Source organism: Salmonella bongori NCTC 12419 (assembly GCF_000252995.1).
In the GTDB taxonomy this organism is placed as follows: Bacteria; Pseudomonadota; Gammaproteobacteria; order Enterobacterales; family Enterobacteriaceae; genus Salmonella; species Salmonella bongori.
This window is the reverse complement of the sequence record NC_015761.1, coordinates 3,382,883-3,404,572: the sequence shown is the minus strand read 5'-3', so window position 1 is coordinate 3,404,572 and position 21,690 is coordinate 3,382,883. Positions and strand designations below refer to the sequence as shown.

The 21,690-nt window shown below is 53.6% G+C and carries 18 protein-coding genes; 5 read left to right on the top strand and 13 right to left on the bottom strand.

All coding sequences use genetic code 11. The features are described from left to right. Window positions 1–3 precede the first annotated feature (3 nt). The gene (malQ, locus tag SBG_RS16195; RefSeq protein WP_000428738.1) at window positions 4–2,082 is read left to right on the top strand and encodes a 4-alpha-glucanotransferase; all 2,079 of its coding nucleotides are present in this window, start codon (window positions 4–6) and stop codon (window positions 2,080–2,082) included. A 149-nt stretch (window positions 2,083–2,231) separates the two neighbouring features. Here malQ and gntT read toward each other — a convergent pair whose 3' ends face one another. The 3 genes from gntT to gntX form a co-directional block, all read right to left on the bottom strand. Further along, window positions 2,232–3,548 carry a gluconate transporter gene (gene gntT, locus SBG_RS16190; protein ID WP_001131734.1) on the bottom strand — a complete coding sequence of 439 codons (1,317 nt, stop codon included), beginning with the start codon at window positions 3,546–3,548 and terminating at the stop codon, window positions 2,232–2,234. A gap of 364 nt (window positions 3,549–3,912) precedes the next feature. After that, window positions 3,913–4,488 (bottom strand): Fe-S biogenesis protein NfuA, encoded by a 576-nt coding sequence (nfuA, locus tag SBG_RS16185; protein WP_000619387.1) that lies wholly within the window; start codon window positions 4,486–4,488, stop codon window positions 3,913–3,915. Window positions 4,489–4,546: 58 nt separating this feature from the next. Beyond that, window positions 4,547–5,230 carry a DNA utilization protein GntX gene (gntX, locus tag SBG_RS16180; protein WP_000958728.1) on the bottom strand — a complete coding sequence of 228 codons (684 nt, stop codon included), beginning with the start codon at window positions 5,228–5,230 and terminating at the stop codon, window positions 4,547–4,549. 37 nt (window positions 5,231–5,267) lie between these two features. On the opposite strand from gntX, the gene bioH reads away from it, so the two are divergent. After that, window positions 5,268–6,038, top strand: a complete 771-nt coding sequence (bioH, locus tag SBG_RS16175) for a pimeloyl-ACP methyl ester esterase BioH (RefSeq protein ID WP_000997855.1) — start codon at window positions 5,268–5,270, stop codon at window positions 6,036–6,038. Between the two features lie 54 nt (window positions 6,039–6,092). Here the strand turns inward: bioH and SBG_RS16170 are convergent, their stop codons facing one another. From SBG_RS16170 to greB, 6 genes are all read right to left on the bottom strand, one after another. Further along, complete coding sequence (locus SBG_RS16170) at window positions 6,093–7,031, bottom strand: Rpn family recombination-promoting nuclease/putative transposase (RefSeq protein ID WP_001140151.1); 939 nt, start codon at window positions 7,029–7,031, stop codon at window positions 6,093–6,095. A gap of 223 nt (window positions 7,032–7,254) precedes the next feature. Next, window positions 7,255–7,491, bottom strand: a complete 237-nt coding sequence (feoC, locus tag SBG_RS16165) for a [Fe-S]-dependent transcriptional repressor FeoC (protein ID WP_000157591.1) — start codon at window positions 7,489–7,491, stop codon at window positions 7,255–7,257. A gap of 20 nt (window positions 7,492–7,511) precedes the next feature. Beyond that, window positions 7,512–9,830: a Fe(2+) transporter permease subunit FeoB gene (gene feoB / locus SBG_RS16160; RefSeq protein WP_000736967.1), complete on the bottom strand. Its 2,319-nt coding sequence runs from the start codon at window positions 9,828–9,830 to the stop codon at window positions 7,512–7,514. An 18-nt stretch (window positions 9,831–9,848) separates the two neighbouring features. Continuing rightward, window positions 9,849–10,076 carry a ferrous iron transporter A gene (feoA, locus tag SBG_RS16155; protein WP_001160955.1) on the bottom strand — a complete coding sequence of 76 codons (228 nt, stop codon included), beginning with the start codon at window positions 10,074–10,076 and terminating at the stop codon, window positions 9,849–9,851. Between the two features lie 506 nt (window positions 10,077–10,582). Then, complete coding sequence (locus SBG_RS16150) at window positions 10,583–12,904, bottom strand: Tex family protein (RefSeq protein ID WP_000980652.1); 2,322 nt, start codon at window positions 12,902–12,904, stop codon at window positions 10,583–10,585. 99 nt (window positions 12,905–13,003) lie between these two features. Continuing rightward, entirely contained in the window at window positions 13,004–13,477 is a 474-nt protein-coding gene (gene greB / locus SBG_RS16145; RefSeq protein WP_000856698.1) for a transcription elongation factor GreB, read from the bottom strand. Between the two features lie 226 nt (window positions 13,478–13,703). Here greB and ompR point away from each other — a divergent pair, with 226 nt between their 5' ends. Both ompR and envZ read left to right on the top strand, forming a co-directional pair. Beyond that, window positions 13,704–14,423 (top strand): osmolarity response regulator transcription factor OmpR, encoded by a 720-nt coding sequence (gene ompR, locus SBG_RS16140; protein ID WP_001157751.1) that lies wholly within the window; start codon window positions 13,704–13,706, stop codon window positions 14,421–14,423. Then, the gene (gene envZ, locus SBG_RS16135; RefSeq protein WP_001253814.1) at window positions 14,420–15,772 is read left to right on the top strand and encodes a two-component system sensor histidine kinase EnvZ; all 1,353 of its coding nucleotides are present in this window, start codon (window positions 14,420–14,422) and stop codon (window positions 15,770–15,772) included. The genes ompR and envZ overlap by 4 nt, the downstream gene beginning before the upstream one ends. A 116-nt stretch (window positions 15,773–15,888) precedes the next feature. Here envZ and pckA read toward each other — a convergent pair whose 3' ends face one another. Then, complete coding sequence (gene pckA / locus SBG_RS16130; RefSeq protein ID WP_001265683.1) at window positions 15,889–17,508, bottom strand: phosphoenolpyruvate carboxykinase (ATP); 1,620 nt, start codon at window positions 17,506–17,508, stop codon at window positions 15,889–15,891. A gap of 379 nt (window positions 17,509–17,887) precedes the next feature. Between pckA and SBG_RS16125 the strand changes: the two genes are divergently transcribed. Continuing rightward, complete coding sequence (locus SBG_RS16125; RefSeq protein WP_000378657.1) at window positions 17,888–19,591, top strand: DUF4153 domain-containing protein; 1,704 nt, start codon at window positions 17,888–17,890, stop codon at window positions 19,589–19,591. Window positions 19,592–19,701: 110 nt separating this feature from the next. Here the strand turns inward: SBG_RS16125 and hslO are convergent, their stop codons facing one another. The 3 genes from hslO to yrfG are packed head-to-tail and all read right to left on the bottom strand — an operon-like array spanning window position 19,702 to window position 21,685. Continuing rightward, window positions 19,702–20,580, bottom strand: a complete 879-nt coding sequence (gene hslO, locus SBG_RS16120) for an Hsp33 family molecular chaperone HslO (protein ID WP_015703040.1) — start codon at window positions 20,578–20,580, stop codon at window positions 19,702–19,704. A gap of 24 nt (window positions 20,581–20,604) precedes the next feature. After that, window positions 20,605–21,006 carry a ribosome-associated heat shock protein Hsp15 gene (gene hslR, locus SBG_RS16115; protein ID WP_000660716.1) on the bottom strand — a complete coding sequence of 134 codons (402 nt, stop codon included), beginning with the start codon at window positions 21,004–21,006 and terminating at the stop codon, window positions 20,605–20,607. A gap of 10 nt (window positions 21,007–21,016) precedes the next feature. Beyond that, a complete protein-coding gene (gene yrfG / locus SBG_RS16110) occupies window positions 21,017–21,685 on the bottom strand; it encodes a GMP/IMP nucleotidase (protein ID WP_024135130.1) in 669 nt (222 codons plus the stop codon). Between the last annotated feature and the right edge of the window lie 5 nt (window positions 21,686–21,690).

Below are 21,690 nucleotides of genomic sequence, written 5' to 3'. Positions count from 1 at the left end.
GCGATGGAAAATAAACGTCTCGATAGTGCCGCGCTGGCGGCGGGGATCAGCCCCAGTTACATTAATGCTCATGGCAAACCGCAGTCTATTGGCGCTGAAACCAAGAGACGTTTGCTGGCAGCGATGAGGGGTACAGCCGCCGGGCCACAGGCGATCATACCGAATGTGAAAGTCTATACCGTTGGTAAAAAAATGTCCTTGCCAATAGAGGGACGCGGCGAGTTTGCCTGGCTGCTGACGACTGAAGAAGGCGAGCAATATAAAGGGCGCGTGGTTGGCGGTAAAAAACTCAACCTTCCGGCAACGCTGCCGGAAGGTTATCACACCCTGACATTGACCCAGGGTAAACAGCGTGTGCACTGTCGTATTATCGTCGCGCCGCAACGATGCTATGAGCCGCAGGCGTTGCGGGAAGGGAAAAAACTGTGGGGCGCATGCGTCCAGCTTTATACCCTACGCTCAGAAAAAAACTGGGGCATTGGCGATTTTGGCGATTTGAAGTCAATGCTGGTCGATGTGGCGAAGCGCGGCGGCGCGTTTATTGGTCTGAATCCGATCCATGCGCTTTATCCGGCGAATCCGGAAAGCGCCAGCCCCTATAGTCCTTCCTCCCGGCGCTGGCTGAATGTCATTTATATTGATGTCAACGCTATAGAAGACTTCCGCCTGAGCGAAGAGGCGCAGGCGTGGTGGCAAATGCCCGCCACGCAGCAAACGCTGCGACAGGCGCGCGATGCGCAATGGGTCGATTACGCTGCCGTTACCGCGCTGAAAATCACGGCGCTGCGGATGGCGTGGACGCGGTTTGCCGCTCGCGACGATGCGCAAATGGCGGAGTTTCGTCACTTTATCGCCCGCGAAGGTGAGAGCCTTTACTGGCAGGCGGCATTCGACGCGCTGCACGCGCACCAGGTGAAAGAGGACGAGCAGCGCTGGGGGTGGCCTGCCTGGCCGGAAGCGTACCAGTCGGTGGCGTCTCCGGCTGTGAAACAATTCTGTGAAGCGCACCGCGAAGAGGTGGAGTTTTACCTCTGGCTACAATGGCTGGCCTGGCGCCAATTCGCCGCCTGCTGGGATATCTGTCAACGTTTTAAACTGCCGATTGGTCTGTACCGCGATCTGGCGGTTGGTGTAGCGGAAGGCGGCGCGGAAACCTGGTGTGACCGTGAATTATACTGTCTGAAAGCGTCGGTCGGCGCGCCACCGGATATCCTCGGCCCGCTCGGTCAGAACTGGGGGCTGCCGCCAATGGACCCGCATATTATCGCCGCACGGGCGTATGAGCCCTTTATCGACCTGCTGCGCGCCAATATGCAAAACTGCGGCGCGCTGCGCATTGACCATGTTATGTCACTGTTGCGTTTATGGTGGATACCGTATGGCGAAACGGCAGATAAAGGGGCGTATGTTCAGTATCCGGTTGACGAGCTGCTGGCTATTCTGGCACTGGAGAGCCAGCGTCATCGCTGTATGGTGATAGGTGAGGATCTGGGAACCGTACCGGTTGAGATTGTTGGCAAGCTGCGCGATAGCGGGGTCTATTCTTACAAAGTACTGTGGTTTGAAAACGATCTTGAGAAAAACTTCCGTGCGCCAAAAGCGTATCCTCACCAGGCAATGGCCGTTGCCTCAACGCACGATCTCCCTACTTTGCGCGGTTATTGGGAATGTGGTGATCTGACGTTGGGCAAAGCCCTGGGACTTTATCCGGATGAAGTCGTACTGCGTGGGTTATACGAGGATCGCGAGCGGGCGAAGCAGGGACTACTGGATGCCTTACATCACTATGGCTGTCTGCCGAAACGCGCCGGACGTAAAGCATCCTTAATGTCAATGACGCCGACGCTAAATCGCGGTCTTCAGCGCTATATCGCCGACAGTAACAGCGGGTTGCTGGGGCTTCAGCCGGAGGATTGGCTGGACATGGCCGATCCGGTTAATGTACCGGGCACCAGCAATCAGTATAAAAACTGGCGGCGGAAATTATCCGCTTCTCTTGAAGCGATGTTTGCCGACGAACGGGTAAACAAGCTGATTAAGGATCTGGACAGACGCCGGAAAGCGGCAGCGAAGAAAAAGTAACGTTATTTTGCCGGATGGCGACGAGTCACATGTCTATCCGGCCTTGTATCCTGAACAGATAGCTGATTAGCTGTCAGCTATCTGAAACGGGAGAAGCTACAATAGTTCTGTAGGCCGGGTAAGCGAAGCGCCAGCCGGCAAAAATTTTATCAGACCACCATACCCAGCAGCAGACAGCCAATCAGGCCGCAGACTGAGATAATCGTTTCCAGCATTGACCAGGATTTAATGGTCTCACCGATAGTCAGATTGAAATACTCTTTGAACAGCCAGAAACCCGGATCGTTGACGTGAGAGAAAATTACGCTCCCGGAACCGACCGCGATCACCATCAGTTCTGGACTGACGCCGGTAGTGGCGATCAGTGGCGCCACGATACCGCCAGCGGTAATCGCCGCCACTGTAGCAGAGCCCAACGCGATACGCAGAACCGCCGCGATGGACCATGCCATAAATAGTGGAGAGACGTTCGTTTCGTGCATCATTGAGGCGATATATTTATCCACACCGCTATCGACCAGCACCTGCTTGAACGCGCCGCCGCCGCCGATGATCAGTAACATCATGGCGATAATTTTGATGGAAGAGACCAGCGTGTCGTTAATTTGGTCCATCGAGCGTCCGCGATTCAAACCGAAAGTGAACATGGCGATAAGCACCGCGATAAGCGTTGCCATCACCGGGTCACCCAGAAACTCGGCAACCGGCAGGAAAGCGTGCCCTTTCGGCAGAATCATCTCGGCAATGGCGCGCATCGCCATCAGAATAACGGGCACCAGCGATGTCCAGACGCTGACGCCAAAGCCCGGCATCTCTTCTTCCGTAAAGGTTTTAGCACTGTACAGGCCTTCCGGAATCGGCTTATCAATGCCTTTTAGAAAACGGGCGTAAACCGGACCTGCAAGGATCACCGTCGGGATTGCCAGAATCGTACCAAACAGCAGAGTTTTGCCCATATCGGCATGGAAAATGGTGGCAATTGCGGTCGGCCCCGGATGCGGCGGCAGAAAGCCGTGTGTGACGGAGAGTGCGGCGGCCATGGGCACACCCACGTACAATAATGGAATGTTAGCCGCTGCGGCAATAGTGAATACCAGCGGCAGCATCAGCACGAAGCCCACTTCATAGAACAGGGCGAAACCGACGGTAAAACCGGTTAATACCACGGCCCACTGGATATGCTTTTTACCAAATTTTGCGATGAGGGTAGTGGCAATGCGTTGAGCGCCACCGCAGTCGGCAAGCATTTTGCCCAGCATGGCGCCGAAACCCATAATCAGGGCCAGGCTGCCAAGCGTACCGCCGACGCCCGCTTTGATGGAGCCGATCACTTTATCCAGCGGCATTCCCTGCATCAAACCGACAGCAAGCGCCACCAGGACAAGGGCGATAAATCCATTCATTTTGAAGCGGATCATCAGAAGAAGTAACAAGATAACACCGATAGCAACGATGACTAATGGCATGATTTACCTGGCCTTTATTTTGTTATGGGTAACGTCATTTTTTCGACGACAAATTCCTGTAACCCTCAGCGGGAACAGAGTCGTAACAGCACCAATACTGATTAACGTTGAGACAAACAAATGCAGTCAGATGTTATACGTATGTTAGGTGCCCAGAAGAATGATACGGGTAACATGCTGGTGTTGAAAATGACTCTGGCAGGCAAAATTTAAATTATGAGACACAGGTCATGTTATCGGCAGAGAAGGAACATCGTTCGGAGAAGTAGGCTGATCGTGCCGCGAATGCCTTATCGGGACTACGGCGGCGTAAACTGTAGGCCCGATGAGCGCAAGCGCTATCGGGCATGGATGAGGCAAAACCTTAGTAATATGAGTGCTCGCCGCGCTGATGTTCGGTCAGATCGCGAACGCCTTTCAGTTCAGGGAATTCGTTTAGCAACTGCTTTTCGATCCCTTCTTTCAGTGTGACGTCGACCATCGAGCAACCGTTACAGCCGCCACCAAACTGCAGAATAGCATAACCCTCATCGGTAATTTCCATCAGTGAGACACGGCCACCGTGGCCTGCCAACTGTGGGTTAATCTGCGATTGCAGGGCATATTCCACACGCTCCATCAGCGGCGCATCATCGGCCACTTTACGCATCTTTGCGTTTGGCGCTTTCAACGTGAGTTGAGAACCTAACTGATCGGTTACGAAATCAATTTCGGCGTCTTCCAGATAGGGGGCGCTCAGCTCATCCACATAAGCCGTCAGCAGATCAAATTTAAGCGCGGTGTCGGTTGCCTCCACGGCGTCGGGCGGACAATAAGACACGCCGCACTCCGCATTAGGGGTGCCGGGATTAATAACAAATACGCGGATTTGCGTCCCTTCCTCCTGATTTGCCAGCAGTTTGGCAAAGTGCGCTTGTGCAGCATCGGAAATACGGATCATAGTAATGGCCTAATAGTTGACTATTTTAGTTGGTTATAATACGCCCATCATCGAGGCTCTACAAGGTTCGACACAGGCACCATACCTGGACAGTCGCTGCGCCGTTGCGCAAAAGCAGTTGCGCGATTTCCGCGACGGTACTTCCGGTAGTGACGACATCATCCACAATAACCATATGGAGACCCCGTACCGGCAATTCAAGGCGAAACGCGTTTTTCAAATTGTGCTTACGTAACCTGGCGCTGAGATGATGCTGTGTGGCGGTCGCCCGCACTCGTGTAATGGTCTGGCTGTCCCACGCGCAGCCAAGCCAGCGCGCTAATGGTCGGCATAACAAATCGCTTTGGTTGAATCCTCTTCGCCAGTGTCGGCGCTGCCAGAGCGGAACACTGACGATCCTGTCGGGAAGTAGCAAGCCGCTACTGCGGCGTGCCAGCAGTATCTCCTGCAACAACAGACGCGCCAGCGCGGCGGCGATTTCACTGCGACGGGTAAATTTAAGCTGATGCACCAGCCAACTCAATGGGGGCGTATAATCGCTAACGCTCACCAGACGCTGCCAGGGCGGCGGTTTTTGCAGGCAGCGACCGCAGGGAAGCGAAGGATGCGCGGCAGGTAATCCGCATTGCGGGCACAGGCTTGTACGCTGACGGACGGCTTGCGCGCATACAGAACAAATCCCCCAATGACTTAACGCCAGTGGCATTCGGCATAGCCAGCATAATCCCGGTACTGTTAGCATAGGTACATCCTTGTTAGCGAAAAGAGAACAGTAACTGATGAATGACATTGGGTGGCAGACCTACGGAGAGGGAAATGTTCATCTTGTGCTGCTGCACGGATGGGGGTTGAACGCGAAGGTATGGCATTGCATTCGCGAGGAACTTGGCTCGCATTTTACGTTGCATTTGGCCGATTTGCCGGGCTATGGCCGTAGCACGGGATATGGCGCCATGACACTTGAAGAGATGACAGCGCAGGTGGCGAAAAATGCGCCGGACCAGGCTATCTGGCTTGGCTGGAGTCTGGGCGGGCTGGTCGCGAGCCAGATGGCGCTCACTCATCCTGAACGCGTCCAGGCGCTGGTGACTGTCGCCTCCTCGCCATGTTTTAGCGCGCGTGAGGGATGGCGGGGAATAAAACCGGAAGTCCTCTGTGGATTCCAGCAGCAGCTCAGTGATGATTTTCAGCGTACGGTAGAGCGTTTTCTGGCACTGCAAACTTTAGGAACGGAGACAGCGCGCCAGGATGCACGCATGTTAAAAAGCGTGGTGCTGGCGCAGCCTGTGCCAGATGTAGAAGTACTTAATGGCGGGCTGGAAATCTTAAAAACGGTCGACCTACGAGAACCGCTTAAAAACGTGAATATGCCGTTTTTGCGTTTGTATGGTTATCTGGATGGCCTTGTGCCGCGTAAGATTGTGCCTTTGCTTGATACACTATGGCCGCACAGTACATCGCAGATAATAGCGAAAGCGGCTCATGCGCCGTTTATCTCGCATCCGGCGGCGTTCTGTCAGGCGCTGACAGCGTTGAAGCCATCGCGGTAAGAATGGCGTTAGCCCGGAAAACGGACGTTACCGGGCCTGCTTCATTTTGAAAACTCAATGGCTTTCAAACGCCAGGTCGGCAGGCGTCAGACCGGTAACCCTAAGTATGGTATCGCGATCAAAACCATCGATCAGCATGGCGTGGGCAATGCGTAATGCGGCGAGACGTTGGCCTTCCTGTTTACCCTGTTGTAGCCCTTTCTGTAACCCTTTCTGTAACCCATTACGATGTCCTTCCTGACGTAATCTTTCTGCAATAGTCATGATCTTCTCCTTATGCTGCGGGATACGCATAGCCACCTGGCGGATAAACGTGTTGAAGCGTGCGGCGTCGCCAGTGTGCATCATATAATTAAACAGACTTTGAAGCTGGGTGTCATTAGCGTATCCCTTAATCAATAGGGCGACCAGTTGTTCGACAAGTCCCATCAGATCACGCTGGCGGATGTGTTTTTGTATGAGCTCCAGCAGCGCGATGCGGCGGTGCCGCATAATCTCGTCGTCGGGCACGACCGTAATATCGACCAGCGGAAAGGCGGTAGCGTATAGCTTACGCGCCATCACCGGGTCGGCAAACTCATCCAGCCAGCATAATGAGAACGGATACGGGCTTCGGTTACCGTGGTAAAACAGCATTGGCACCACCAGTGGTAACGTTTTATGCCCGGCCTCCAGGTGTCGTTGCATTGCCGCCATTGCGTAACGCATTAGCCGAAATGCCATATGTGCGTCCGGCGTACTCTGATGTTCAATAACCACATAAATGTAACCTTCACCTTCACTTGTTTCCAGCGACCAAAGGATATCGGAATAATGGGGGCGTAAATCCTCTTCAATAAAGCTACCGGACTCCAGCCGTAATGTATTCAGATTGCAGATTTGACGTAATGTCGACGGGAGATAGATTTCCAAAAAATCCCGTGCAGTATCGGGGTGGCATAAAAACTGTTTGAATACTGCATCATGCGGTGTGGTGGTTGTTGATTTCGCCATTCGGTCCGTTACCGGTGAAATTTGATGGCGTGACACTACGCGCTGACCGGGGGGATTGCAGCAGGAGATTACTGCTCTTGCGAGGCGCACAGGGAGATAAATGCGGACGGTGGTAACGCTTTCATGTTTGTTGAAGGCATTACGCAAAATTGCCCGGCAGCGCAGCGCGTACCGGGCAATAACAAGCGCAATCAAAGCCGGGCAGACTGCTACCCGGCGAAGGTTAACGTAAGGCCCACCACTCGCGCAGGCAGGCTTTACCCTCCGGACAGCTTTTACAACTGCCAGAAAGACAACCGTCAGCTTCCTGTGGAATACGCACTGCCTTACCCATGATCTCCAGTTGATTCAGCATGGCGTCGATCATAGGCTGCGGGGCGTGCAGGGTATGGCTTATCTGCGTGGCCTCCATGCGTCCCCGTAGCGCCAGTAGATCGCGAACCTGTATCAGTGAAGCCATTTTTATATCCCTTATATCCCTTAGTGACAGTTGCCCGTCGTGCCCGAACAACACGAGTTGATGTTTTTGCGGGTTGCCAGCAGTTCAATGTCCACACGGCTGCGGGCGCGGCGCAACAGGCTTAACACAATAATGTTAAAGAGGATCACCGCCAGGATGCAGATCAGGCTGTATGTCGGGTGTTGACTGAAGCTTGTGACCTGATAAAACAGCGTTGCGAGCGAATAAGCGATATTCAGCCCCCACAAGATTGAGAAGCCCATCCAGCCGCGGCTGGACTCGCGGGCGATGGCGCCCATCACCGAAATACACGGTACGTAGAGCAGGACGAAAATCAGGTAACTGTACGCCGCCGCGGCGCTGCCGAATTTTTGGTCCATCACGCCCATTGCTCCGGTCGCCATCTCGCCGTCGCCTTTACTGGCTTCGATAGGGTTGGCCAGTACGCTCAGGCTAAAGGTATCCTTCAGGCTCTGCCAGGTATCGTCAACCGCGCCGAGCAATTCGTCGCCGAGATGGAAATCGGCGGGGTTAAACGCTTCATCCTGAATATTTTCTGCGGTATAGAGCGTATTCAGCGTACCGACAACAACTTCTTTTGCCATGGCGCCCGTAAACAGACCCACAGTCGCTTGCCAGTTATCCTCATGGACGCCGATCGGCTTAAAGACGGGCGTGATTACCCGGCTTACGGAGGCGAGGGCGGAATCATTGATGTTATCGACGATTTTTCCGCTTAGCGAGAAGCTGTTAAAGGCACTCAGGAAGATACTGACAATGATGATGACCTTACCGGCGCGCAGCACAAACCCTTTCAGGCGCTGCCACGTCTGGATGATAAGGCTCTTGATATGCGGTACGTGGTAAACCGGCAGCTCCATTACAAACGGAGAGGCTTCGCCGCGCATGATGGTATGTTTCAGCATCAGGCCGGTTAATACCGCCATAACAATGCCCAGCACGTACAGCGAGAAGACCGCCAGCGCGCCGTTTTGCCCGAAGAAGGCGGCAGCAAAGACGGCGAAAATCGCCAGGCGTGCGCCACAGGACATAAACGGTGCCATCATGATGGTCATCAGGCGTTCGCGCGGAGCGTCAAGCGTGCGGGCACCCATCACGGAAGGGACGTTACAGCCGAAGCCGACAATCAGCGGTACGAACGATTTGCCTGGCAGCCCCAGTGCCTGCATCAGGCGATCCATGACGAAGGCCGCGCGCGCCATATAACCGGAGTCTTCAAGGAAGGAGAGGAACAGGTACATCATCCCGATCTGCGGCACCAGCGGCAGAACGGTATTGATCCCACCGCCCAGACCTTGCGCCAGGAAGATGGTTAACCAATCCGGGAAGTGCAGGGTGTATCCAAGCCATTGAATACCGTGGATAAAAATGGCGACGGAACCGGCATCAAACAACGGTTGCAATGCGCCGCCGATGTTAATGGCGAGCAAGAACATCAGGTACATCACGAACAGAAAAATCGGTAACCCGAGGAAGCGGTTGAGGATAATTTTATCTACCGCCGTGGTAAAGCGGCTAGGTTCGGCTGTCAGGGTATTGCTGACCACATCACAAATAGCGGCGATACACTGGTAACGGGCGTCGGCGATATGCAGCGCCGGATCGTCCATTTCATCCTTGAGGCGTGCAAGCGAGGTATTCAGATTTTGCGCCGCCTCGCCCGCGTAAGCGCGGCTGTAGATATCGCCTTCCAGCATTTGCAGACCCAGCCAGCGACGTTGTTGTAAAGGCATTTCCTGGGCCATTGCGTCGGCCAGGAAATCCGCTTCGCGCAGCAGCGGCTGGGCATAATGCACCAGCTCTACATTATCGTTAGCCTTGTGACGATCAATGGCCAGTTTTAGCGCTTCAATACCGCGACCGCGCGTGGATACCAGCGGTACGACAGGACAGCCAAGACGCGTGGACAGCGCGTCGACATCAATACGAACCTGCTGTTTTTCGGCGATATCCAGCATGTTGAGCGCGACGATGCATGGGATACCTAATTCCAGCAGTTGTAGCGTCAAATAGAGGTTGCGCTCCAGATTGGACGCGTCCACAACGTTTATCAACAGGTCGGCGTCGCCGCTCAGGATGTAATGACAGGCAATCTGTTCGTCGAGAGAGGTTTGCGACGAAATGGTCGTCAGCGAATAGGTACCAGGTAAATCTACCAGCGTGACCTGATGGTCAGTGGTTGCAAACTGGCCCTCTTTACGTTCGACGGTGACGCCTGCCCAGTTCCCCACGCGCTGGCGCGCGCCGGTGAGTTGGTTGAATAAGGTGGTCTTGCCGGAATTAGGATTACCAATTAAACCAATGGTTAATTTTTTCATTTTTATAGACTCACTGTATTAACAGGAAACCGCTTCTACTTCTATTAACGCCAAGTCCTTTTTACGTAATACCAGACTCACGCGTCGTGTTTCGATATGGATCGGATCGCCTAAGGGCGCGACGCGGACGACATTAAATGAAGAGCCGGGCAACATGCCGAGCGAAAGCAGCTTTTGACGATACGCCGGGCTGATTTCACGCGCAAAGCCGGTGATTTTCCACGCAGTGTCAGGAGTGAATTGCATACGACCTACTTGTTTCTTGCTAACTGGATGTATACCTCATGCGGCGCTCAGAGGGGCGGCAGGAGACCCGATGTTTAGCCAACGAAGGAAAGAGTAAATAATCAACAACACAATGATAATGAGAATGGTTTCTATCTTCAACGATTAAAATGTGACGGAATGTACAATTGAGCGATAATTTACGCCGATGTTGACATGGCTCAATATTTATTTGCCTTTTTGCAAATGCCTCTGGTACGCCAATATTCACCCTTTTTAATGTTTAATTAAGGTTTCATCTGTTAATAAAGTGATAATTAATAGTGCAGATAGCAGAAGAAAATTAATTAACAGATTCTAATGGGTAAGATTTAATTGTTAATTAAAAAGGAAAAGGCCAGCAGTATTGTAAAATGCAGGCCGGATGATGATGTATCCGGCCTGTGGGTTGAGAACGTCGCCAGGCCTGATAAGCACTGCGCGTGTGCCGGATGGCAGCGTAAACGCCTTATCCGGCTTGCAGACGATTAGCGTTTTTTTCCCATTGCGGCGGCCAGCGCGTCCATCATAGCGCTATTCCCGGCTGGCTGGACGTCGCGACCACGCGGTTTTGCCGCCGGTCGACTACCCTGAGCGCGGTCATTACCGCTGCCGCGGCGGGCATGGGTGTCGCCGGGCTGCTCGTCCAGACGCATCGTCAGCGCGATACGTTTACGCGGCAGGTCAACCTCCAGCACTTTCACCTTCACAATGTCGCCTGCTTTCACCACGGTATGCGGATCGTCGACGAATTTAGTCGACAGGGAAGAGATGTGGACCAGGCCATCCTGATGGACGCCGATATCGACAAACGCGCCGAAGTTGGTGACGTTAGTCACCGCCCCTTCCAGAATCATGCCCGGTAGCAGGTCGTTCATGGTTTCCACACCGTCGGCGAACTGCGCGGTTTTAAACTCCGGACGGGGATCGCGGCCTGGTTTTTCCAGCTCTTTGATGATATCAGTGACGGTCGGGACGCCGAATTTTTCATCGGTGAAGTCAGCGGCTTTCAGGTTACGTAGCGCACTGCCGTTGCCCATCAGATCGTTGAGCGCTTGTTGTGTCGCCGCCAGAATACGTTCGACAACCGGATAGGCTTCCGGGTGGACAGTAGAGGCGTCAAGAGGGTTGTCGCCGTGGTTAATACGCAGGAAGCCCGCGCACTGTTCAAACGCTTTCGGCCCCAGACGGCTCACCTTCAGCAGTTGCTGGCGGTTCTGGAACTGACCGTTCTCATCGCGCCAGGCGACGATGTTCTGCGCCATCATGCGCGTTAAGCCCGCCACGCGGGTCAATAGTGGCACGGAGGCGGTATTCAAATCGACGCCGACGGCGTTTACGCAGTCTTCTACTACCGCGTCCAGTTTTCGGGCCAGCTGGGTCTGGCTGACGTCGTGCTGATACTGGCCGACGCCGATCGATTTCGGATCGATTTTTACCAGTTCGGCCAGCGGGTCCTGTAGACGGCGAGCAATAGACACCGCGCCGCGCAGAGATACATCCAGATCCGGAAACTCCTGTGCAGCCAGCTCCGAAGCGGAATAGACGGAGGCTCCCGCTTCGCTGACGATCACTTTTTGTGCGGTCACTTTCGGAAACTGTTTTTGCACGTCGAGATAGAAGCGTTCGGTTTCGCGCGAGGCGGTACCGTTGCCGATAGCCACCAACTCCACGTTGTGTTTTTCGCACAGTGCGGCGATAACGGTAGCGGCTTTGGCTGCCTGACCGGTATGCGGATAAATGGTATCGGTCGCCACCAGCTTACCTGTGCCGTCAACGACAGCGACTTTTACGCCAGTACGCAGGCCCGGGTCAAGCCCCATGGTCGCACGCAGGCCTGCAGGCGCCGCCATCAGCAGGTCATGCAGATTACGGGCAAACACGTTAATGGCTTCGTCTTCCGCACGTTCGCGTACGGTACCCATCAGCTCGGTTTCGAGGTGCATTAAAACCTTGATGCGCCACGTCCAGCTTATCACGCCTTTGCGCCAGCTATCCGCCGGGGCGTTGTTCAAACGCAGGCCGAGGTGATCGATAATAATCTGCTCGCAGTGACTCTCTTTCGGCGGCTCATCAAACTGCGGGTCGGCATTGAGTGAAAGTTGTAGTATGCCTTCGTTACGACCGCGGAACATGGCCAGCGCACGGTGAGATGGGACGCTGGCGATGGGTTCATGATGATCGAAATAGTCGCGGAATTTGGCGCCTTCTTCCTCTTTGCCGCTTACGACCGTGGCAACCAGATGGGCATTCTTCCACAGGTAATCGCGCACTTTTGCCAGCAATGCGGCATCTTCAGCCAGGCGTTCCATCAGTATGTAGCGCGCGCCGTCGAGCGCGGCTTTCGTGTCCGCCACGCCTTTGTCGGCATCAATATACTTTGCCGCTTCCACGTCAGGATCGTGGGACGGCTCGCTCCACAGCAGGTCGGCCAGCGGCTCAAGGCCGGCTTCAATGGCGATTTGTCCACGGGTACGGCGTTTAGGCTTATAGGGCAGGTAGAGATCTTCGAGCTCGGTCTTACTTAACGTACCGTTGATGGCGCTAGCCAGCTCATCAGTCAGTTTGCCTTGTTCGGAAATGGATTTGAGGATGGCCTGACGTCTGTCTTCCAGTTCACGCAGATATCCCAGACGTGTTTCCAGGTTACGCAGTTGCGTGTCATCCAGACCGCCGGTGATTTCTTTACGATAACGTGCGATAAACGGCACAGTGTTCCCTTCGTCAAGCAGGCGAACGGCAGCTTCAACCTGCCCGGCATGTGCCTGGATTTCACCCGCAATAATGCGGCAGAAAGAGTCATTCATCATGGGTTAGCTTCGTCTTCAGGATAAAAATCAGGGAATAGTTATACGGATTGGCTGACAAAAATGCCAGCCATCAGCGGGGGGCTTAGGATTCTTCTTGTCTTATTTGACGTATTCGATCGCGTTGACGTACCAGTTTGCCTCTCCGACAGGCGTGTTGACCACGGCCAGATCGCCCACTTCTTTTTTCAGCAGCGCCCGCGCCATCGGCGAGTCGATAGAGATGTAATCCTTACGTCCGAAAATTTCATCGTAACCGACAATGCGGAACTTCAGGGTATTGCCGTCGTCATTTTCGATTTCTACCCAGGCGCCGAAGAAAACTTTTCCCTCCTGCTGGGGGGAATAGTCAACGATTTTGAGATTTTCCATGCATTTGGTCAGATATCTGACACGTCTGTCGATCTCTCGCAGGCGCTTTTTATTATACTGATAGTCGGCATTCTCGCTGCGGTCGCCAAGGCTCGCAGCCCAGGTCACTTTTTTGGTGACTTCCGGACGCTCTTCACGCCAGAGATAATTGAGCTCTTGTTTGAGCGTTTCGTACCCTTCGCGGGTGATGAGGGGCGTTTTCATCTCGTTAATTTACCTTTGCTGTCGGATATTGCGCACACCGGGTATAACGTGATCGTCCCGACAGAATAAATAATGTGTGTGCCGATGAATTGTATATTTAAACTGCTGTTAAATATGCTTTGTAACAATTTAGCCTGAAATTCATACCAGAATTCACTGGTGACTCACGTGAGCTTTTTTAAGAATACACACTTACATTTGTTGCGAACCTTTGGGAGTACAGACAATGCAAGAGAATTATAAGATTCTGGTGGTTGATGACGATATGCGTCTGCGGGCGCTACTGGAACGTTATCTGACCGAGCAGGGCTTCCAGGTTCGAAGCGTCGCTAACGCCGAGCAGATGGATCGTCTGTTGACCCGTGAATCTTTCCATCTCATGGTACTGGATTTAATGCTGCCAGGTGAAGATGGTCTGTCGATTTGCCGTCGCCTGCGTAGTCAAAGTAATCCGATGCCGATCATTATGGTCACGGCGAAGGGGGAAGAGGTTGACCGTATTGTCGGTCTGGAAATTGGCGCCGATGACTACATTCCTAAGCCGTTTAACCCGCGCGAACTGCTGGCGCGTATCCGCGCGGTGCTGCGCCGTCAGGCCAATGAGTTGCCCGGCGCGCCGTCGCAGGAGGAGGCCGTTATTGCGTTCGGGAAGTTTAAATTGAATCTCGGCACTCGCGAGATGTTCCGTGAAGATGAGCCGATGCCGTTAACCAGCGGCGAATTTGCGGTACTGAAAGCGCTGGTTAGCCATCCGCGTGAGCCGCTCTCTCGCGATAAGTTGATGAACCTGGCTCGTGGTCGCGAGTATTCCGCGATGGAGCGTTCCATCGACGTTCAGATCTCCCGTTTACGCCGTATGGTGGAGGAAGATCCGGCACATCCGCGTTATATTCAGACTGTATGGGGTCTGGGCTACGTCTTCGTACCGGACGGTTCTAAAGCATGAGGCGAATGCGCTTCTCGCCGCGAAGTTCATTTGCCCGCACGCTGTTGCTCATCGTCACCTTGCTGTTCGTTAGCCTGGTGACGACCTACCTGGTGGTGCTGAACTTCGCGATCTTACCGAGCCTCCAGCAGTTTAATAAGGTTCTGGCTTATGAAGTCCGTATGCTGATGACCGATAAGCTGCAACTGGAGGACGGTACGCAATTAGTTGTGCCTCCTGCGTTTCGGCGGGAAATCTATCGCGAACTGGGCATTTCTCTCTATACCAATGAAGCCGCTGAAGAGGCCGGGCTGCGTTGGGCGCAACACTACGAATTTTTAAGCCACCAGATGGCGCAGCAATTAGGCGGCCCAACGGAAGTGCGCGTTGAGGTCAACAAAAGCTCGCCCGTCGTGTGGCTGAAAACCTGGCTGTCGCCCAATATCTGGGTGCGCGTGCCGCTGACCGAGATTCATCAGGGCGACTTTTCTCCGCTATTCCGCTACACGCTGGCGATCATGCTGCTGGCGATAGGCGGCGCCTGGTTGTTTATCCGCATACAGAACCGACCATTAGTGGATCTTGAACATGCCGCCTTACAGGTTGGGAAGGGGATTATTCCCCCGCCGCTACGAGAATATGGCGCCTCTGAGGTGCGCTCTGTTACCCGCGCGTTTAACCATATGGCGGCTGGCGTGAAACAACTGGCTGATGACCGTACTCTGTTGATGGCCGGCGTCAGCCACGACTTGCGCACGCCGCTGACGCGTATTCGTCTGGCGACGGAGATGATGGGGGAGGAAGATGGTTATCTCGCGGAGTCGATCAATAAAGACATCGAAGAGTGTAACGCCATTATCGAGCAGTTTATTGACTATCTGCGTACCGGCCAGGAAATGCCGATGGAAATGGCGGATCTCAACTCTGTACTGGGTGAGGTGATTGCGGCGGAAAGCGGCTATGAGCGTGAGATTAATACGGCGCTTCAGGCAGGCTGCATTCAGGTGAAAATGCACCCGCTCTCCATCAAGCGCGCGGTGGCGAATATGGTGGTCAATGCTGCCCGTTATGGCAACGGCTGGATTAAGGTTAGCAGCGGTACCGAGCCGAACCGCGCCTGGTTCCAGGTAGAAGATGATGGTCCGGGCATCAAGCCGGAGCAGCGTAAACATCTGTTCCAGCCTTTTGTTCGCGGCGACAGCGCCCGCAGCACCAGCGGTACCGGGCTGGGGCTGGCGATTGTGCAACGTATTATCGATAATCACAACGGTATGCTGGAGATTGGCACCAGCGAGCGTGGTGGGTTGTCGATTCGCGCCTGGCTACCGGTTCCTGTGACTCGCGTCCAGGGGGCAACAAAAGAGGCATAAGAAAGGGAGGCATCAGCCTCCCTTTCTTTTTCAACGTCAATACCGGACGGCAGGACGCTTATCAGACCTGGCATGTCGCAGGCCGGATAAGTCAACGTTGCCATCCGGCATAGGCCTTACAGCTTCGGCCCTGCGCTCACCAGCGCTTCGCCTGCCGGGGTATCCGTGTACTTCTCGAAGTTCTCAATGAACAATTTCGCCAGCGCGGTGGCTTTTTCCTGCCACTGTTCCGGTGACGCGTAGGTATTACGCGGGTCGAGAATGCGGGTATCCACGCCCGGCAGCGCGGTCGGGATCGCCAGATCGAACAGCGGCAGACGGAAGGTTTCCGCATTATCGAGAGAGCCATTCAAAATGGCGTCGATAATCGCGCGCGTATCTTTAATGGAGATACGTTTGCCGGTGCCATTCCAGCCGGTGTTAACCAGATAAGCCTGCGCGCCCGCCGCCTGCATACGTTTCACCAGCACCTCAGCATACTGCGTCGGGTGCAGCGTCAGGAACGCGGCGCCAAAGCAGGCGGAGAAGGTAGGCGTCGGTTCGGTGACGCCGCGTTCGGTGCCGGCCAGTTTAGCAGTGAAACCCGACAGGAAGTGGTACTGCGTCTGGTTAGCGGTTAAACGGGAAACTGGCGGCAATACGCCGAAAGCGTCCGCTGTCAGGAAGATAACCTTGGTGGCGTGACCGGCTTTGGACACGGGCTTAACGATATTCTCGATGTGATAGATCGGATAAGAGACACGAGTGTTTTCGGTTTTGGAACCATCGTCGAAATCAACGGTGCCGTCTTCGCGCACGGTGACGTTTTCCAGCAACGCATCACGGCGAATCGCATGATAAATTTCTGGCTCCGCTTCTTTCGACAGTTTGATGGTTTTGGCGTAGCAGCCGCCTTCAAAGTTGAACACGCCGTCGTCATCCCAGCCATGCTCATCATCGCCAATCAGACGGCGTTTCGGGTCGGTGGACAAAGTGGTTTTTCCGGTACCGGAAAGGCCGAAGAAGACCGCGACATCGCCTTTTTCACCCACGTTGGCGGAGCAGTGCATTGAGGCGATACCTTTCAGCGGCAGCAGGTAGTTCATAACCGAGAACATCCCTTTTTTCATTTCGCCGCCGTACCAGGTGCCACCAATGAGCTGAATACGTTCAGTCAGGTTGAACGCCACAAAGTTTTCCGAGTTCAGCCCTTGCTCTTTCCACTGCGGGTTGGTGCATTTGGCGCCGTTCATGACGATAAAGTCAGGTTTGAAATCCACCAGCTCTTCGTCCGTTGGGCGAATGAACATGTTTTTAACGAAATGGGCTTGCCAGGCGACTTCTGTAATAAAGCGTACGGAAAGGCGTGTATCGGCATTTGCGCCGCAGAAGGCGTCAACAATGAATAAGCGTTTACCGGAAAGCTGATGCGTCACCAGATTTTTCAGGTGTTGCCAGGTTTCCTGGGAAAGCGGTTTATTATCATTTTTACCTTTACCCTTATCGGACCACCAGAGCGTATCACGCGTGGTGTCGTCGCGAACAATATACTTATCCTTAGGCGAACGACCGGTAAAAATACCGGTATCAACGGCAACGGCGCCCAGATTTGTTAACACACCACGCTCATAGCCTTCCAGATCAGGATTAAGTTCTTCCTGATAAAGAATGTCGTAGCTGGGATTGTAAACGATATCCTGGACGTCATTGATACCATAAGCCTTGAGATCTTGCGGGGTTAAATTGTTAACGCGCATATCACTGCTCCTTAGCCAATATGTATTACCGTAAATAGTAAGGTTTTTTGAGGTTGGTTAACCGCGACAAGGCTCATAGATTTACGTATCTGGAAAAAATCACGATTGACGAAAAACACTGTGACTCCTGTCACGCAGCGGCACTTATTATGGCAGGAAACCCACTTTTGTTGTGGAAAATGTTCTTAAAACGTTAAAAGGAAGTGTTTTTGACCGACATAATGTGACGGTAATCGCATTCACGTAAGAAAATTACGTAACTCCTGCACTCACAATATCGATTCACCTCTCTGCGTTTTTTTCTGAAATTATGTCAGGCAGCACTTGCCCGATAGAGAAGATGCGATAATTACCCTTTCTCTTTATTTGGGATAACAACATGGACAGTGTAGAACTTTCGCGTTCAACCCGCTGGGGGATGATGCTCACTGGTTTTCTACAAGGGGGATTGTGCTATTTGCTGATGGCCTGGCTGGTACCGCAAAATAGCGACTGGCTGTTCTATGGTATGCCCGCGACAATAGCACTGTCGGCAACGCTATTGCTTACCGTGGTCTCTTTTAAACAGGGCGCGCTATGGGCCTGGCTGGCGCTGATTTTTATTGTGGTACTGGCAATGAGCGGTTGGCTGAAATGGCAGGTTGAGTCGGTGGATAAATGGCGCCAGTTCGATCTCTTGTGGCAGTATGGTCTCCGGCTGGTGTTGATGGCGATGCTGGTTTTGCCCTGGATTCAATACCAACTGCATTCGCCAACCGGTTCGGCGCGTTATCCCCAATTTTATACGCGGTTATGGCATAACGTACTGACCGTGTTTATCGTCGTGGTCGCTAATGGGCTGTTCTGGCTGGTTCTTCTGCTCTGGAGCGCGCTATTTAAGCTGGTGGGTATCACCTTTTTCAGCACCCTTTTCTTTGAAACTGATGGCTTTGCTTATGTGACTATCGGGTTGATTACCGCGCTGGCGGTCATTCTCGCCCGTACGCAGTCGCGCCTTGTCGCGGCGGTGCAAAAGCTGCTGGCATTGATAGCCACGGGGTTACTCCCTGTCGTCTCACTGTTGGCTCTGCTGTTTATTGTGACGTTACCCTTTACCGGCGTAGAGGCGATTTCCGCACGTGTTTCCGCTGCGGGGCTGCTATCTACGCTGACGCTGATGTTGCTGTTACTCGTGGCGATCGTCAGCGAACCGCAGAGGCGCGAACTCCCTTATCCGCGCGTTCTACGTAGCATGATTAGCGCCTCGCTTTGCGTTGCGCCACTATATGTATTGATAGCGGGCTGGGCATTATGGGTACGCATTCAGCAATACGGCTGGACGCCGGATCGCCTGTATGGCGCGCTGACGGTGCTGGTATTACTGGTATGGTCTTTTGGTTACCTGCTTAGTCTGTTACGCCGCGGGCGCGATCCTGGTGAATGGCAAGGAAAAGTGATACTGAGCGTGTCCTTACTGATGCTGACGATATTGCTGTTGCTGGCCTCGCCTGTACTTGATGTCTGGCGTATTAGCGTCAACAGCCACATGGCGCGTTATCACAGCGGTAAAATCACAGCTGATCAGGTTAGCCTGTATATGCTGGCTCATGGCGGTAAAGCAGGACGTGAGGCGCTGAAATCATTGCAGGATGACGAGACGTTTATTCAGGACAGAAAGCGAAAACGGGAGCTGACGGCGCTTTTGCAGGGGGATAAGGTCTCCCCGACGGCGAAAGATTTAGCGCAGACAGTGATGATAGCGCCCGGTAGTCAGAAACCGGATGCCGCATTCTGGGCATCTGCAAAAGAACAGACTTATTCGTCCTGCCTTGAACCGGATGCCTGCGTGCTGGTGAGTCAGGATCTTAACGGTGACGATCAGCCTGAGCAGGTGCTGTATAACTTTACCGTTGGCGAGAGCCAGATCTATGGTGTTAAGAATAAAAAATGGACGCTAATAGCGAACGCTCGGCTGCCGGACGGGTTTTCTAAGACGCAACTTTTGCACGCGATTACCGGGCATCGGTTAGACGCTGCCCCCAAAGCCTGGCGCGATATCATTGTTGATGGTAAGCGGCTGGATGTGCATTACTACAACGAGTAAGCTTTTTGCCGGATGGCGGCATAAATGCCTTATCCGGCCTACGGAACGGGATGCTGTAGGCCAGATAAGCACAGCGCCATCAGGCAATAATCACGCCGGATAAGAGGTGATTAATGCACCTGCGGATCGGCAGGGGAGGCGTTATTACGGATCTCAGCGATATCCATGGCGTTGAACAGGTAGTGATTGCCACAATAATCGCAGTGCATATCGATTTCGCCGTCTTCCGCCAGAATGCTGTCCACTTCTTCATCTGGCAACGTTTTCAGTGCGCCTGCGCAACGTTCGCGTGAACAGGTGCATTTGAACTCAACATCCTGCGGATCGTAGAGCGTAACTTCTTCTTCGTGATACAAACGCCACAGCACATCGTTCGCCGGAAGTGTCAGCAGCTCTTCGCTTTTAATGGTTTCCGTCAACATGGCCAGATGGTCAAAGTCTTCCGCCTGCGCGTTTTGCGCAGGCATCACCTGAAGTAACATGCCACCTGCCGCAGGTTGACCGTCAACATCGCCGGTACGGATAAACAGGCGCGTCGGTAACTGCTCAGATCGCAGGAAGTAATCCTCCAGGCACGCCGCCAGAGTATCGCCTTCCAGACCGACTACACCCTGATAGCGCTCGCCTTCTTCCGGCGTAATGGTGATCACCAGATAGCCGTTGCCTACCAGTGTTTTTAGATCCGCCTTGTCAGGGATGTCACCCTGGATACGAGCCACGCCACGCATCTGCTGCTGATTGTTGCCATTAATTACCGCCAGACTTAGCGGACCATCCCCCTGTAGCTGTACGGTAATATCACCAGCAAATTTCAGCGTCGCGGTGAGCAAGCTGGTGGCGACCAGCAGTTCGGCCAGTACGGTTTTTACCGGCTGTGGATAGTTATGATTGTCGAGGATCTGTTGCAGGGTTTCCGAAACGGTCACCAGCTCGCCGCGTACGGCAAAGTTTTCAAACAGATAACGATGTAATTGGTCATGTTGCGGCATAATCATCTCTCTTGCGGGTGACAGTTACTCGCTGTCACCGTGTTTAAATCGTAACAGGTCGCGGCGTTCTTTTTTGTCCGGTCGCCTGTCCGGATGCGGCATGGTCAGGGCGTTAAGCTTACGCGCCAGCGCCATTTTTTCGCGTTTTTCCACGCTTTCCGCCGTCTCTTCATACAGAGCGACGGCTTCGCTGGCCGGACGGCGCTGTTCGGTGATGGCTTTAACGATCACTGTCCGTTCGTCATTTCCCTGACGCAGGGTAAGGGTGGCGTTCAGCTCGACGATTTTGCTCGGCTTACTGCGCTGGCCGTTGTAATGTACCTTACCGCCATCAATCATCTCGCGGGCCAGCGCGCGGGTTTTATAAAAACGCGCGGCCCACAGCCATTTATCCAGCCTGACCTCAACGGAGGACTTCTCTTTCATGGCGTCTCCTTCACATCAGCGAGGGGATCAGACGGCGGTAGTCGTTCAGGGACGGATGGCGCGTATATTGCTTTTCCGCCAGGCCGGAATCGGGATTCGTCACGCCAAGACAGTAGCGAATACCAAACCGGGCGGCGGCGTCGAGAATCGGTTCGCTGTCATCGATAAACAGCGTTTTCTCTGCGCTTATTCCCGTTTCCTCAGTGACAGCGCGCCATAACCGCTGATCCTCTTTGGGATAACCAAATGTGTGGGTGGAAAGTAATAAATCAAGGTGTGAGGCCAGACCGGTATGCTCCAGCTTCACCGCCAGGTTATGTGGATGCGCATTGGTGAGCAGAATCCGACGTTTTCCACTGGCTTTTAACGCATTCAGAAACGGCACGGTATCGTCACGTAAAACGGCGCGCGGCCCTTGCGCCGTCGTCATGGCGCAGATATCCAGGCCCAGACGCTCACTCCAGTAATCCAGACAGTACCAGTTTAGCGTATGCTGCACGGCATGATACTGCTGTCGAATATATTCCTGCGCCTCTTGTGGCGAAATACCCTGTTGCGCGCCATAGGTTTCCGGCACCAGTTTTTGCCAGAAATAGTTATCGAATGCGAGGTCGAGCAGCGTGCCGTCCATATCCAGCAAAACGGTATCCACATTTTGCCAGTCAATATCAATATGCATGGGGA